This is a genomic window from Streptomyces fildesensis, assembly GCF_016107395.1.
GTDB classification, from domain to species: Bacteria; Actinomycetota; Actinomycetes; order Streptomycetales; family Streptomycetaceae; genus Actinacidiphila; species Actinacidiphila fildesensis.
Map to the genome: position 1 here is coordinate 167,233 of NZ_JAAIKO010000011.1, position 12,696 is coordinate 179,928.

Here is a 12,696-nt window from a genome sequence, read left to right on the forward strand (position 1 = left end):
TCCCCCCGGGACTCGCTGGAGGTCACCATGAACATCCTGCTGCTCGCCAGTGCGTTCAACAGCTTGACGCAGCGCGTGTACGTCGAACTGTCGGACCGGGGCCACACCGTGGCGGTGGAACTCTCCTGCGAGGAAGAGGTTCTGCTCGATGCGCTGGAACGGCACCGGCCCGCGCTGATCGTGGCGCCGATGCTCAGGGAGGCGATCCCGGAGCAGGTGTGGTCCGCGCACACCTGCCTGATCGTGCACCCGGGCCCGCTGGGCGACCGTGGGCCGTCCTCGCTCGACTGGGCCGTGCAGGAAGGCCTCGACCAGTGGGGCGTGACCGTTCTGCGCGCCAACGCCGAGATGGACGCCGGGGACGTATGGGCTTCGGTGTCCTGTTCGCTTCCCGCGGTGGGCAAGAGCGATCTGTACCGCAACGAGGTCTCCGACGCGGCGCTCGAAGCCGTGCTGCTGGCCGTGGAACGCTTCGCCTCGGGCACGTTCGTCCCCCGCTCGCAGAACAGCCCGGACGAGCGGATCACCGTCACCGCCCGGCCCTACCTGCGCCAGGAGACCCGGCGTATCGACTGGGACGCGGACAGCACCGAGACGGTGGCCCGCAAGCTGCGGTCGGCCGACTCGCAGCCAGGGGTCCTCGATGATCTCCTCGGCGCTCAGTGGTTCCTGCACGGCGGCCACCCCGAGGACGCCCTGACAGGCGCCCCCGGCGAGGTACTGGCCACCCGCGCGGGCGCGATCTGCCGCGGGACCCGCGACGGCGCCGTGTGGATCCCGCGGCTGCGACCTCGCCGTGTTCCGGGGCAGCCGCCGACGTTCTCGCTCCCCGCGGCCACCGCTCTGGGGGAACGGCTGCCGCCGGTGCCGGAACTGCCCTTCCCCCTCGACGGCGCACCCGACGGCAGCCGCACCTGGACCGACATCCACTACCGCGAGGACGGGGAGGCCGGATTCCTCGGATTCTCGTTCCCCGGCGGCGCGATGAGCACGACCCACTGTGAACGTCTGCTCGCCGCCTACCGCTACGCGTGCACACGGCCGACGTCGGTGCTGGTCCTGGGGGGCGGCCGGGACTTCTTCTCCAACGGCATCCATCTCAACGTCATCGAGGCCGCACCCGATCCGGCCGCGGAGTCCTGGGCCAACATCAACGCGATCGACGACGTGGTCCAGGCGATCCTGACCACCACGGACCGTTTGGTGATCTCCGCGCTGGGCGGCAACGCGGCGGCGGGCGGGGTGATGCTGGCCCTGGCCGCGGACGAGGTCTGGTGCAGGACCGGCGTCGTACTCAACCCGCACTACCGGCGGATGGGACTGTACGGCTCGGAGTACTGGACGTACTCCCTGCCGCGCCGGGTCGGCGCCTCGGTCGCCGAGCAGCTCACCGAGCGGGCGGTGCCGGTCAGCGCCGCGACCGGGCAGCGGCTCGGGCTGGTGGACCGGCTGTTCGACACCGGCCCGGGGGAATTCGCCGGGCAGGTCGGCGAATTCGCCGTGCGGCTGGCCTCCATGCCCTCGACCCCTGGCCGGATCGCGGTGAAGAAGGCGGAGCGCGAGGCCTCGGAGGCCGCCAAGCCGCTGGCCGCGTATCGCGAGGAAGAGCTCAGCCGGATGCGGCAGATCTTCGACGATCCCGGCCGGCCGTACCACGCCCTCCGCCGGGCCTTCGTCCACAAGACGTAACGCCGCCTACGCCCCGCCCTGGTGGAAGACGTCCAGGGCGGCCAGCTCGTCCTCGGACAGGCGCAGCGCGCCCGCGGCCACGTTCTCGGCGACGTGGTCCGGGTTTCCGGTGCCCGGGATGGCCAGCACATGCGGACCGCGGTGCAGCGTCCACGCGAGCCGGACCTGCGCCGCGCTCGCCCCGTGGGCGCGCGCCACGGCGAGCACCGCCTCGCCGTCGGCGCCGCTCGCACCGGCCTCGCGCCCGGCGCCGGCGATCGAGTAGAACGGCACGAACGCGACGCCCTGCTCACCGCACACCCGCACGAACTCGTCCTGGTCGGGCCGTACACCGAGGCCGTACAGGTTCTGTACGCACACCACCGGCGCGATGGCCTGGGCCTCGGCGAGGTGTTCGGGGCGCACGTTGGACAGGCCCAGGTGACGGATGAGCCCGGCGTCGCGCAGCCGGGCCAGTGCGCCGAAGCGATCGGCGATGGAATCCGTGCCGACGATCCGCAGGTTCACCACGTCGAGGTGGTCACGGCCGAGCTGGCGCAGGTTCTCCTCGACCTGGCCGCGGAGTCGCTCAGGTGTGGCGTGCGGCTGCCACACACCCGACGCGTCCCGGCTCGGTCCGACCTTGGTGGTGATGACGAGATCGTCCGGATAGGGGGCCAGCGCCTGGTTGATCAGCTCGTTGGCGGAGCGCAACGGCGAGAAGTAGAACGCGGCGGTGTCGATGTGGTTCACCCCGAGCTCAACCGCGCGGCGCAGCACGCCGATCGCGCGGCCGCGATCGCTGGGGGCGGCACCGGCCTCGAACGCCGCACCGTTCTGCGTCAGACGCATCGCGCCGAAGCCGATCCGGTTGACGGTGAGGTCACCGAGCTCCCACGTGCCCTCGGCCGTTGGCGGCGTCATGGTCGTTGCGGTCATGGTCGTTGGGGTCATGGCCGTTGGGGTCATGGCCGTTGCGGTCATCGTCTGTGAGGTCATGCCGGGATGATGACCGCCCGGTAAGCTGCCGACCACTGATTAAGGTATGTCTGAATCATGGGAGCGGCCGTGGTGACGGAGCTGGCGTTTTCCGCGAGCGATCTGGCGCAGATGCGCTTCTCCATCTCACCGATGTGGGAAGCCGGAACGAGCTTCCGGCTGCTGCGCACCGGCTCCACGCATCCGGTGCACCAGCCCTGGATCGACCAGGTCAGGCCCCGGGTGGCGGCCGCCGGACTGGACCGGGGCTGGCTCGCCGAGCTGATCCAGCCCACTGGCTACGTTCCCGACTTCCTCAACCCGGCACCTGTAGGACCGGCCCCCACGCTGGCGGAGGAGCTGGCCGGCGTCCTGGCCGCACCGGTCGACCGGGTGCGCCAGGAAATTGAGCGCATCCAGGATGATCAGGGGTCCCTCGGCCCCCGGCTGCGGGCCCTGTACGCCGAACCGCAGGCCCGCATGGTCCGGGTCGCGGAAGAGATCGAGACCTATTGGGAAGTGGCGCTCGCCCCCTACTGGGCACGGATCCGGGCCGTGCTCGACGCCGATGTCTTCCACCGGGCCCGGCAGGTCGCCGAACACGGCGTGGGCCGTCTCTTCAACGATCTTCACACATCCGTGAGTTGGGACGAGAACGCGCTACGACTGGCTCGCCGGCAGCGGACGCTGTCCCGGCAGACCGCCGGGGCGGGACTGCTGCTGATTCCCTCGGCCTTCACCGGCCCCGGCCTGCTCACCCGGGTCACACCGCCGGAGCCGCCACAACTGGCCTACCCGGCGCGCGGCATCGGCTCGCTGTGGGAGTCCCGGCACATCCCCCGGACCGACGCCCTCGCCGCCGTACTCGGCCGCTCGCGGACCCTGCTGCTGACCGAACTGGAGACTCCGGCCTCCACCACCGAACTGGCCCGCCGCACGGGGCTCACCGCACCCGCGGCGTCCCAGCACCTCACCGCCCTGCGCGACGCGGGACTGGTCAGCGCCCACCGGGCCGGTCGCTCGGTGCTCTACGCCCGCACGTCCGTGGCAGAAGCCGTCCTCGCCGCCGCCCCGTAGATCCGGAGCGCTCAGGCGACTGCCGCCCCGTGGATCCGGAGCGCTCGGACGACCGGCACCCCGTAGATCCCGATCCTCAGGTGACCGGCGCGCTCAGCCACGCGCCGATGCCGGCCAACGCGCCGGGGCCGTAGTCGGAGCCGACGTCCTGGACCAGATCGGCGATCGAGACGTCCCGCAACGCCGCCCCCAGGCCGCGTCCGCCCCGGCCATCGCGCGGGCGATCGCACAGGGCGCGGTGCACTGCTCGGCCGGGGTGGGCAGCGGACCCCGCTGGCGGATCTCCGTGCAGGTGAAGGCCTGCTCAGGACCGTCCACGGCTTCGACCACATCGAGCACGGTGATCGAGGCGGGTTCCCGGGTGAGCACGTAGCCGCCCGCCTTGCCCTGTACGGAACACACGAGACCGGCACGGGAAAGTGCCTGCAGCTGCTTGGCCAGATAGCTCGCCGACACGTCGTGCAGCTCCGCCTGCCGGGTCGCGGGCACGGGCTCCTCGGCCGTCGTGAGCACGACGCAGCAATGCAGGGCCCACTCGACTCCGCCGGACATCTTCATTCGGCCACCCGGGCGCCGTCAAGGGCGATGTCCTCACCGACAAGGACGCCCATCTCGCCCCCACCCGCTACGCCGACTGGCTCTCCTGAGCCACTCGCCCCCACCCGCTACGCCGACCGGCTCTCCTGAGCCACTCGCGCCCTCCCCTGCTCGCGGCCGGTGTCGTTCGAGGTCAGCCCGTGCGCGTCCAGCCAGCGGCCGATCGCCCTGCCGATCGCGTCGGGCTGGTCCTCGGGGGCGTGGTGCCCGGCCGGGCCGCAGTGCTCGATCTCCAGGGCGGCGATGTTCTCCCGGCTCCAGGCGATCATGTCCTCGCCGATCAGCAGGGTGGGTGAGGAGTCGAAGGTCAGGAGCAGCTTGGGGACGTCGGCGCTGTCGGCGAGCCAGATGTCGTAGTCGGTGATGCGGGCCACGACATCGGCCGGTCCGCCGTCGATCGGCATCATGCGCGGCCAGGCCAGCAGGGGGCGGCGGCTGCGCGGGGTCGGGTAGGGCGCCCGATAGGGCTGGACGTCCGCCTCACTGAGCGGGTTCAGGACGCCGCCCTTGAAGGCGGTCTCGATGAAGATGTTCTCCTCGAGCACCAGTTGCTCGCCGACTCCGGGAGTGCGGAACGCCTCGAACCGGGAGCGCGCGGGGGGCGGCATCTCCTCGGAGGACAGCGGCTTGAGCATGGTCTCCAGCAGGGCGACACCGCGCACCCGTGCCGGGTGCCGGGCGGCCCGGTCCAGGGCCAGGGCGCCGCCCCAGTCGTGGCCGACCAGAACGACCTCGCGCAGATCCAGCGCCTCGAACCAGGCGTCCAGGTAGCGGGCCTGGTCGGCGAAGCTGTAGTCGATGTCGGGCTTGCCCGAGGCGCCCATGCCGATCAGGTCCGGCGCCAGGGCACGGGCCTGCCCGGCGATGTGCGGGGTCACGTTGCGCCACAGGTGCGAGGAGGTCGGGTTGCCGTGCAGGAACACCACGGGCAGGCCGCCTTCGCCGCTTTCGGCGTAGGCGATGTGGGAATCGATGACGTTGACGGTGGCCATGGGACGACGCTATACCGTTAGTGCCACTAACGTAAAGGGGAGGAGAAGTGGCCCCGAACGGTGCGGGCACGGTGACCGGCCGCGAAAAGCGGTCGGTCACCGGTGCCCAGGTCATACGGCCGGACGGCCTCGTCAGTGCGCGAACTGGAACCAGTTCAGATTGACCAGGTCACCGGCGCCACTGGTGGTGAACGTGACGTAGACGGCGTGGACCCCCGTCGCCGACCCGGTCAGGGCGGTCGTTCTGCTCGTCCAGTTCTGCCACCCGCCCGTGCTGCTGACCGGCACGCTCGCGATCACCGGACCCGTCGTGCTGTCGAGCCGGTACTGCACCGTGCCCGTGACTCCCGCACCCGAGGCCAGCCGTGTGGTGACGGAGGCCGCGCCGGTCGCGCCGAAGTCGAGACTGCCGTAGTTGATCCAGTCGCCGGCCGCGATGTAGCCGACATCGGTGCCGCCACCGGTGTCGGTGCAGGCCTCGCTCTGCGTACCCGACTGGGAGGCGAAAGCCTCCGCCTGCGTCAGCTGGTACGCGCTCGGCGCCGGAACGGCACCGTAGGTGAGACCGAAGCCGTACGGGAACAGCGCGGGCTTGCCATCACCGTCGTTGATCGGCTGCTGGCTCGCGGACTGCATCCAGGTGTCGGGCAGCTTGCCGGTGGGCGCGTAGTCGCCGAAGAGCACATCCGAGACGCCGTTGCCCTCGGTTCCCGGCAGCCATGCCTCGACGAGCGCGTTCCAGTTCGGCAGCTGGCCCGCGAGATCCATCGGCCGTCCCGAGACGATCACGACGACGACCGGGACTCCCGTCGCCCGCAGTTTGGCGATGGTGTTCAGGTCGGCGGTGCTCAGGCCCATGCCACCCGGGCGGTCACCGGCCCCCTCGGCGTACGGGGTCTCGCCGACGACGGCGATCGCGACCTTGTACGAGCTGTCGATCCCGGTACCGGCCTGGTTGTAGGTGACGGTGCTGCCGGTGCCCGCCTGGGCACGGATGCCCTGCAGGATCGTCGTACCCGTCGTCGTCGCACCGCTTGCGCCCTGCCATGAGATCGTCCAGCCGCCGCTCTGGTTGCCGATGTTGTCGGCGTTCGAGCCGGCCACGAAGATCTTGTTGTTCGTCCTCGCCAGGGGGAGGACGTTGCCGGCGTTCTTCAGCAGCACCTGGGACTCACGGACGGCCTGGCGGGCGGTGGCCCGGTGCGCCGCGTTGCCGACGGTCGAGGTGTAGCCGCGATCGGTCAGCGGGTGCTCGAACAGACCCAGCTCGAACTTCTTGGTCAGGATGCGGCGGTTCGCGTCGTCGATTCTCGACATGGGCACGCGCCCGGCCTGCACCTCGCCGCGCAGCATGCTGATGAACGACTTCCAGGCGGTGGGCACCATGACCATGTCGATCCCGGCGTTGACCGCCTGGGCGACCTCTGCCGCGGTGAACCCCGCCTGGCCGTCGATCTGGTCGATGCCGTTCCAGTCCGACACGACGAACCCGGAGAAGCCCAGCTCGCCCTTGAGCAACGTCGTGATCAGGTACTGGTTGCCGTGGTCCTTGACCCCGTTCCAGCTGTTGTACGAGATCATGACCGAGCCGACACCCTTCTGCACCGCGGCCTGGAACGGCGGCAGGTGGATCGCCCGCAGCTCGGCCTCGCTGATCTGGGTGTTGCCCTGGTCGGTGCCGTTGGTCGTACCGCCGTCGCCGATGAAGTGCTTCGCCGTTGCGAGCACCGACGCCGCGCCGCCGAGCGTGCCACCCTGCAGACCGGTGATGTAGGTGCTCATGGACGTGGCGATCTCCGGCTTCTCGCCGAACGATTCGTAGGTGCGGCCCCACCGGTCGTTACGCGCCACGCAGAGGCAGGGTGAGAAGTCCCAGTCGATGCCGGTGCCCGAGACCTCCTCGGCCGTCGCACGGCCGATCTGCTGCACGAGAGCCGGGTCGCGGGTCGCGCCCAGTCCGATGTTGTGCGGGAAGATCGTGGCGCCGGCCACGTTGTTGTGACCGTGCACCGCGTCCACGCCGTAGATCAGCGGGATGCCGAGGCGGCTGGCCACCGACGCGTTCTGGAAGCCGTCGTACATGTCGGCCCAGCTCGTCGCGTTGTTCGGCGACGGGGCCGAGCCACCGCCGGACAGCAGCGAGCCGAGGGAGTAGTTGGTGATGTCGGCGTTGCTGACGCTCGCCCGCTCGGCCTGGGTCATCTGGCCGATCTTCTCGTCCAGCGTCATCGTCGCCAGCAGTTTGCTGACGCGGGTCGCGACGGGAAGGGAAGGGTCCGGGTAGGGCTCATGCGCCGAGGCGCCTTGCGGAACGGCGAGGATGGTGGCCACCAGCGCGAACGTGACCGCGACCGGAACCCGGTGACGCAGCGCCGACATCATCCTGGATCTGCGTAACCCGCCCGTTGCATACGTCAATTCGGGTCTTCCTCCACTTTTGCCGTTCACCATACGGATCGTGGTTCAGCTGCCCGTAAGCCGCCCGCAACAGAATTGCGTCTGCGAGGAACGCGGTCAATGGTTCAGACCTTGAAGTGCGGAGCGGAATCAGGCCATTCGGACGACGCCAGGAGCCACCGGACGCGACCCGCGGTCGCGCCTCAGGGTCACGGGGCCGCTCCGGCGTCTACGCTACGGTCGGCGGATTCACGTACAGCGGCAGTGCACCGCGGAAAGAGGGCGAGGACTGCGATGCCGGTCGGCAGATCCGACGGTCTGGGCAGAGCGCTGGAGGCAGCGGAGGCCGCGCCTCCGGTGGAGTCCGTCGATGTCATCGCCTCGGCACTGCGCGAGCAGCTCGGCGCCCGTTCGGTCTCCTTCCTGATCACCGACTTCACGGGCGGTTCCGTGGTGCGGCTCGGGGCCGTGGACAGCATCGACGTCGACCGTCCCGCCGATCCGATCGCCGTGCCGGGCACCGTGTACGAAGAGGTGATCAGGACCCAGCGCCCACGTGTGGAGCAGCTGGGCGACGGAACCTGGACCCGGGTGATCGCGCCGGTGACCAACCGGGGAGACGCCATCGGCCTCCTGGAGCTGCACCTTCCCGGTCACCCGGGCTCCGAGGTCATACAGGAGATCAGCCAGAGCGCGCACGCCCTCGCCTACATCATCATCGCGAACCGTCCGTTCACCGACCTGTACCAGTGGGGCCGGCGCACCACCCCGCTGAGCCTGGCCGCCGAGATCCAGCACCGGCTCCTTCCCGCGTCACTGGCGTGCGAGGCAGCGCAGTTCTCCGTGGCCGGCGCCCTGGAACCGGCCGAGTTCGTCGGCGGGGACACCTTCGACTACGTCATGGACCGCGACTACGTGCAGCTGTCGGTCACCGACGCGATGGGCCACGACGTACAGGCGGCACTGCTGGCCACCCTCCTGGTCGGCGCCCTGCGCCGGGCCCGCCGACAGGGCGCGGACCTTGCCGAGCAGGCGCGACAGGCCGACCGGGCCGTGGTCGAGCACAGCGGCGGCCGCTACGTCACCGGACAACTGCTGCGCATCAGTCTGCTCGACGGGCGCAACGAGTTCATCAACGCCGGCCACCCCTGGCCACTGCGCCTGCGCAACGGCAAGGTCGAACAGCTGCAGCCGGTCGTGGACATGCCTTTCGGGTTCCAGAACCCTCACACCTACACCATGCAGTCCCTGGACATCCGGGCGGGCGACCGGCTGGTGATGCTCACCGACGGGGTGATGGAACGCAGTGCCACCGACATCGACCTCCCCGAGCTCATCGAACGTACCCAGGACCTCCACCCCCGCGAGGCCGCCCGCATCCTGATCGAACACGTCATCCACGCCCACGATGGGCATCTGGAGGACGACGCGACGGTCATGTGCCTGGACTGGCGCGGCATCGGCGACACCCTGCGCGACGCCGATCACGGCGCCGACCTCGGCGAGGCCTCCCCGGTCGCCGGCCCGTCCCGCTAGCCCCCAGGAGCTGGGGCACTGACGGGAAAGCCATCGGGAGCGTGGCCGGTCGTGTACCCCGCACGGCCGGCACGCTGCCTCCGGCCGCCCTCAGGGCGATCGCAGGTGTCTGCCCTGGCTCAGGTAGGTGTAGATCTCCCACGACGCCGTGGTGGCGACGGAGAGGGTGAACGAGAGGGGCAGGCCGAACGGTGTGACATCGGCGGGACGGACGGCGCTCAACCGGCTGGCGTCGAGGGCCTGCTCGTCCATTGAGTTCTCACCGCTGCGCAGGATCTGGGTGCGGACTTCCTCCACCGCCGCCAGGGCATGGCTCCCGATGGGTACGTCGTCCTGCTGTTCACCGTCCGACGGCGCGATGAGCCGGCTCGACGGGATCGACAGGGCCGCGCGCAACCGGCCGAGCATGGGTTCCTGGCAGAGCTGGTGAACGGTGTCCGCGTCGAGTGGCGGTTTTTTGCTCACCAGCCGGTCCAGAAGCGTGATGCTCAGTACCGCGTACGCACTGGCGTAGCGCCAGATGAGGGCTTCCACCTGGCGCTCGTACTCCAGCGCGGCCTCGCCGAGCTCGTTCAGGGCGCGCGGGTGGTACTGAAAGCCCATCCCCCTTACGTAGTCCTCGACGACGGCGGCCGACTCGCGCAGATGCAGGACATGGGACAACGCCGAACCCCGCTCACGCTCCAGATGGGTACAAGCGTTGTGCAGTGAGCGCAAGGCCTCCGCCTCGGTCTCGCTCAGCGGTGACAATTTCGTCCCGGATAATCCGGTCAATGGGAAATGCATGAAGCCCCCCTGCTCCCGCGGTCCCGACGACACCACGGTACCCGCGGTCCGGGCAGCGCGGCATCGTCGGATCCCTCGAGGACCACGGGTACGGCCGGGAACTACACCGCCGGGGCCCACTCGGGGTCGCGGCCGGTGAACGCGAGCAACTTCTGCGCGGCGGTCGCCCCCTCCGGGGCCGGAAGGGCGGGCCCGAACTTGTGGAAGTTGTCCCGGATGAAATCGACGATCAGATCGGCGATCACCTGCAGTCCCTCTGCCAGGTCAGCCGTGAGCGGCAGGTCCTGGCCCGTGGCCTTGGCGATGTCCCAGGCGTGAACAGCGGCATCCAGTGCGGCCGTCCCGGTTCCCTGCCACGCGGGGATCGGGCCGAAGGGTGTCGGTACGTTCTCGGCGTCCCGACCGACCGAGACCCAGGCGGCGGTCGCCGCGGCCAGCACCTCGTCGAGCTGCCCGACCGGGTCGGCGCCGAGCGCGTCCTCCGGCTCGAAGGGGTCTGCCGGCGGGCCCACTTCGGCGATCTGCATGACGAGCGCCTGCTGGTCGAGCCGTGCGTGGTTGAGGACCTGACGAACCGTCCATTCGGCGCAGGGAGTCGGGTTCCCCCAGGCGTCCTCCGGCACTCCGAGCACGGCCGTGCGCAGGTAACTGTGTGCCTCGGCAAGCAGCTTGAATCCGTCGACGGAAGTCATGTCATGCCCCTTCGGATCAGCATTGGGATCTAGGGATCGCACACTAGCCGGGCCGGGCCGACGTGTCAGGAGACTTCGTTCGACCGCGCGGCGCGCACCGGGAGCCGGATCCCGGAGAATCGCGGTTGCCGCCTTTGTCCGTTCGATGATGGACTGAGCCGATGGATCACGAAGCGGTACTCGCCCTGTTCGACCGGCAGATGCGACGGGACGCGCGGCCGGACGATCCCGCTGCGCGGATCGAGCGGACCGGCGACGTGGTGCGACAGGTCGGCGCCGGGAACGAGGACTGGAACGGCGTCGTCTGGTCCGATCTCGACGGGACCACGGCGGACGAGGCGATCGCGGCACAGGTCCGGCACTTCACCACGCTGGGGCGCGAGTTCGAATGGAAACTGTACGGCCATGACCGACCCGGTGACCTTCCCGGGCGGCTGCTGGCTGCGGGGTTCTCCCCCGAGTCCGAGGAGACCGTGATGGTCGCCCGGACCGACGACCTCTCCACCGTCGTCGCACTACCGGAGGGGATCCGGTTGCGGCCGGTCACCGATGCGCCCGGCGTGGATCTCGCGGCAGACGTCCACGAACAGGCCTTCGGGACGAGCGCCGACCGGCTTCGGCACCGCCTGCACTCCCAGCTGGCGGGAAGGCCCGAGACCTTCAGCATGGTCCTCGCGATGGCCGGTGACCTGCCGGTGTGCGCCGCGCGGATGGAACTGCATCCGGGCACCGACTTCGCCGGGCTCTGGGGCGGGGGCACGGTGGCCGCGTGGCGGGGCCGGGGCATCTACCGGGCGCTGGTCGCCCATCGGGCCCACATCGCCGCCGAGCTCGGCTATCGCTATCTGCAGGTCGATGCCTCCGACCAGAGCCGCCCGATCCTGCGGAACCTCGGGTTCACGGCCCTGACCACCACCACGCCGTACGTGTACCAGCCTTAGCGGTCACCGGATCGCGGTCCCGCGCCGGACTACGGAGGCCGACGGACTACGGGAGGTCGACGGACTCCCCCAGCGGGATGCGCGCATAGTCGGTCCCGCCCTTCGTGGCCATCCACCAGTCGAAGCTCTCCAGGCCGATGGCGCTCAGATGGGCTTCGTGGATGGGGAACGCGCGCGCCGGCGCCACCGCCCGGGCGAACTCGACGGCCTCGGCGAGTTTCACCCAAGGGCCGGAAATCGGCACCAGCAGGGTGTCGACCGCTTCCGCGGGGACGAACATCGAGTCCCCCGGGTGGTAGAGGCCGTCGACGATGAAGCCGATGTTGGTGCAGCCGGGCAGACCGTCGACGATCTCGGCGTGCTCGCCGCCGACGGCGCGCACACTGAATCCGGCCGCGGTGAAGGTGTCCCCGACGGCGACTCCGGTCACGCCGGCCCCGAGGCTCGCGGCCAGGGCGGCGTGGGTGTGGACGGTCAGCTCAGGGTTGCTCTCACGGGCCGCTTTGAGCTTGTCGACGTCGATGTGGTCCTCGTGCTCATGGGTGATGAGCACGGCCGTGGCGCCGGTCAGTGCCTCCCCCTCGGACAAGGTGCCCGGGTCGATCACGAGCACTCGGTCACCGATTTCGAGGCGCACACAGGCGTGGCCGTATTTCGTCAGACGCATCTGATCAACTTACTGGCAGGTGGGGCGCGGGATCCAGGGACTTCCGGACGCCCGAGGTGCGCATCGCCCGGCGAAGGCGCAGCCTGGATGCATGGACCCGGGCGCGCGGCTCGCGACGCCGTCGGTCATCGTGTGGGATGTCCACCATGCCGACAGGCCCTTCCGTCGTGTCTGGATCAACAAGGTGAACGTCGGCAAGGCGTACTCCGTCGCGGATGTCGTCGAGTTCGCCCGGCGCGCGGGTTTCGACGACCTGGACACCGCGGACGAGTCACAGGTGAGCTGGCGCGGGGGCGGCTCGGAGGAGTGGGGCTAGGTGTATTGACCCGCAGGGTTGTTTGCGCGGGTGATGGGTGGGTTTCCGC

At 70.0% G+C, this 12,696-nt stretch carries 11 protein-coding genes and 2 pseudogenes; 6 read left to right on the plus strand and 7 right to left on the minus strand.

The window, feature by feature from the left end:
• The first annotated feature begins 27 nt into the window (after positions 1-27).
• Entirely contained in the window at positions 28-1,689 is a 1,662-nt protein-coding gene (locus C6N31_RS18540; RefSeq protein ID WP_138351524.1) for a hydrogenase maturation protein, read from the plus strand.
• A gap of 6 nt (positions 1,690-1,695) precedes the next feature.
• Here C6N31_RS18540 and C6N31_RS18545 read toward each other — a convergent pair whose 3' ends face one another.
• Positions 1,696-2,607, minus strand: coding sequence for an oxidoreductase (locus C6N31_RS18545; RefSeq protein WP_198357858.1), 912 nt, complete (start codon positions 2,605-2,607; stop codon positions 1,696-1,698).
• Between the two features lie 117 nt (positions 2,608-2,724).
• Here C6N31_RS18545 and C6N31_RS18550 point away from each other — a divergent pair, with 117 nt between their 5' ends.
• Positions 2,725-3,723 carry an ArsR/SmtB family transcription factor gene (locus tag C6N31_RS18550; protein ID WP_232485357.1) on the plus strand — a complete coding sequence of 333 codons (999 nt, stop codon included), beginning with the start codon at positions 2,725-2,727 and terminating at the stop codon, positions 3,721-3,723.
• A gap of 76 nt (positions 3,724-3,799) precedes the next feature.
• Here C6N31_RS18550 and C6N31_RS18555 read toward each other — a convergent pair.
• A pseudogene (locus C6N31_RS18555) lies at positions 3,800-4,281 on the minus strand (RrF2 family transcriptional regulator).
• A gap of 11 nt (positions 4,282-4,292) precedes the next feature.
• Between C6N31_RS18555 and C6N31_RS43930 the strand changes: the two are divergent.
• Positions 4,293-4,370 (plus strand): annotated as a pseudogene (locus C6N31_RS43930) (LysR family transcriptional regulator); the annotation flags it as partial.
• 18 nt (positions 4,371-4,388) lie between these two features.
• Here the strand turns inward: C6N31_RS43930 and C6N31_RS18560 are convergent.
• Together C6N31_RS18560 and C6N31_RS18565 are read right to left on the minus strand one after the other, a co-directional pair.
• Positions 4,389-5,312, minus strand: a complete 924-nt coding sequence (locus C6N31_RS18560; RefSeq protein ID WP_164292587.1) for a haloalkane dehalogenase — start codon at positions 5,310-5,312, stop codon at positions 4,389-4,391.
• 132 nt (positions 5,313-5,444) lie between these two features.
• Positions 5,445-7,694, minus strand: coding sequence for a glycoside hydrolase family 3 N-terminal domain-containing protein (locus C6N31_RS18565; RefSeq protein WP_198357859.1), 2,250 nt, complete (start codon positions 7,692-7,694; stop codon positions 5,445-5,447).
• A 309-nt stretch (positions 7,695-8,003) separates the two neighbouring features.
• Here C6N31_RS18565 and C6N31_RS18570 point away from each other — a divergent pair, with 309 nt between their 5' ends.
• Positions 8,004-9,245, plus strand: coding sequence for a PP2C family protein-serine/threonine phosphatase (locus C6N31_RS18570; RefSeq protein WP_198357860.1), 1,242 nt, complete (start codon positions 8,004-8,006; stop codon positions 9,243-9,245).
• Between the two features lie 90 nt (positions 9,246-9,335).
• On the opposite strand, the gene C6N31_RS18575 is transcribed toward C6N31_RS18570, so the two are convergent.
• Both C6N31_RS18575 and C6N31_RS18580 read right to left on the minus strand, forming a co-directional pair.
• The gene (locus tag C6N31_RS18575; RefSeq protein WP_138351518.1) at positions 9,336-10,031 is read right to left on the minus strand and encodes a hypothetical protein; all 696 of its coding nucleotides are present in this window, start codon (positions 10,029-10,031) and stop codon (positions 9,336-9,338) included.
• A gap of 101 nt (positions 10,032-10,132) precedes the next feature.
• Complete coding sequence (locus tag C6N31_RS18580) at positions 10,133-10,723, minus strand: TIGR03086 family metal-binding protein (RefSeq protein WP_138351517.1); 591 nt, start codon at positions 10,721-10,723, stop codon at positions 10,133-10,135.
• 161 nt (positions 10,724-10,884) lie between these two features.
• Between C6N31_RS18580 and C6N31_RS18585 the strand changes: the two genes are divergently transcribed.
• A complete protein-coding gene (locus C6N31_RS18585) occupies positions 10,885-11,664 on the plus strand; it encodes a GNAT family N-acetyltransferase (RefSeq protein WP_138351516.1) in 780 nt (259 codons plus the stop codon).
• Positions 11,665-11,710: 46 nt separating this feature from the next.
• On the opposite strand, the gene C6N31_RS18590 is transcribed toward C6N31_RS18585, so the two are convergent.
• Positions 11,711-12,331 carry an MBL fold metallo-hydrolase gene (locus C6N31_RS18590; RefSeq protein ID WP_138351515.1) on the minus strand — a complete coding sequence of 207 codons (621 nt, stop codon included), beginning with the start codon at positions 12,329-12,331 and terminating at the stop codon, positions 11,711-11,713.
• A 91-nt stretch (positions 12,332-12,422) separates the two neighbouring features.
• Here C6N31_RS18590 and C6N31_RS18595 point away from each other — a divergent pair, with 91 nt between their 5' ends.
• The gene (locus tag C6N31_RS18595; RefSeq protein ID WP_203671839.1) at positions 12,423-12,647 is read left to right on the plus strand and encodes a hypothetical protein; all 225 of its coding nucleotides are present in this window, start codon (positions 12,423-12,425) and stop codon (positions 12,645-12,647) included.
• The last annotated feature ends 49 nt before the right edge of the window (positions 12,648-12,696 follow it).

What these genes read in the sequence shown, in the direction of transcription:
- C6N31_RS18540 (WP_138351524.1), top strand. Translation starts at nt 28, where the DNA reads ATGAACATCCTGCTGCTCGCCAGTGCGTTCAACAGCTTGACGCAGCGC.
- C6N31_RS18545 (WP_198357858.1), bottom strand. Translation starts at nt 2,607, where the DNA reads ATGACCGCAACGACCATGACGCCGCCAACGGCCGAGGGCACGTGGGAG.
- C6N31_RS18550 (WP_232485357.1), top strand. Translation starts at nt 2,725, where the DNA reads ATGGGAGCGGCCGTGGTGACGGAGCTGGCGTTTTCCGCGAGCGATCTG.
- C6N31_RS18560 (WP_164292587.1), bottom strand. Translation starts at nt 5,312, where the DNA reads ATGGCCACCGTCAACGTCATCGATTCCCACATCGCCTACGCCGAAAGC.
- C6N31_RS18565 (WP_198357859.1), bottom strand. Translation starts at nt 7,694, where the DNA reads ATGATGTCGGCGCTGCGTCACCGGGTTCCGGTCGCGGTCACGTTCGCG.
- C6N31_RS18570 (WP_198357860.1), top strand. Translation starts at nt 8,004, where the DNA reads ATGCCGGTCGGCAGATCCGACGGTCTGGGCAGAGCGCTGGAGGCAGCG.
- C6N31_RS18575 (WP_138351518.1), bottom strand. Translation starts at nt 10,031, where the DNA reads ATGCATTTCCCATTGACCGGATTATCCGGGACGAAATTGTCACCGCTG.
- C6N31_RS18580 (WP_138351517.1), bottom strand. Translation starts at nt 10,723, where the DNA reads ATGACTTCCGTCGACGGATTCAAGCTGCTTGCCGAGGCACACAGTTAC.
- C6N31_RS18585 (WP_138351516.1), top strand. Translation starts at nt 10,885, where the DNA reads ATGGATCACGAAGCGGTACTCGCCCTGTTCGACCGGCAGATGCGACGG.
- C6N31_RS18590 (WP_138351515.1), bottom strand. Translation starts at nt 12,331, where the DNA reads ATGCGTCTGACGAAATACGGCCACGCCTGTGTGCGCCTCGAAATCGGT.
- C6N31_RS18595 (WP_203671839.1), top strand. Translation starts at nt 12,423, where the DNA reads ATGGACCCGGGCGCGCGGCTCGCGACGCCGTCGGTCATCGTGTGGGAT.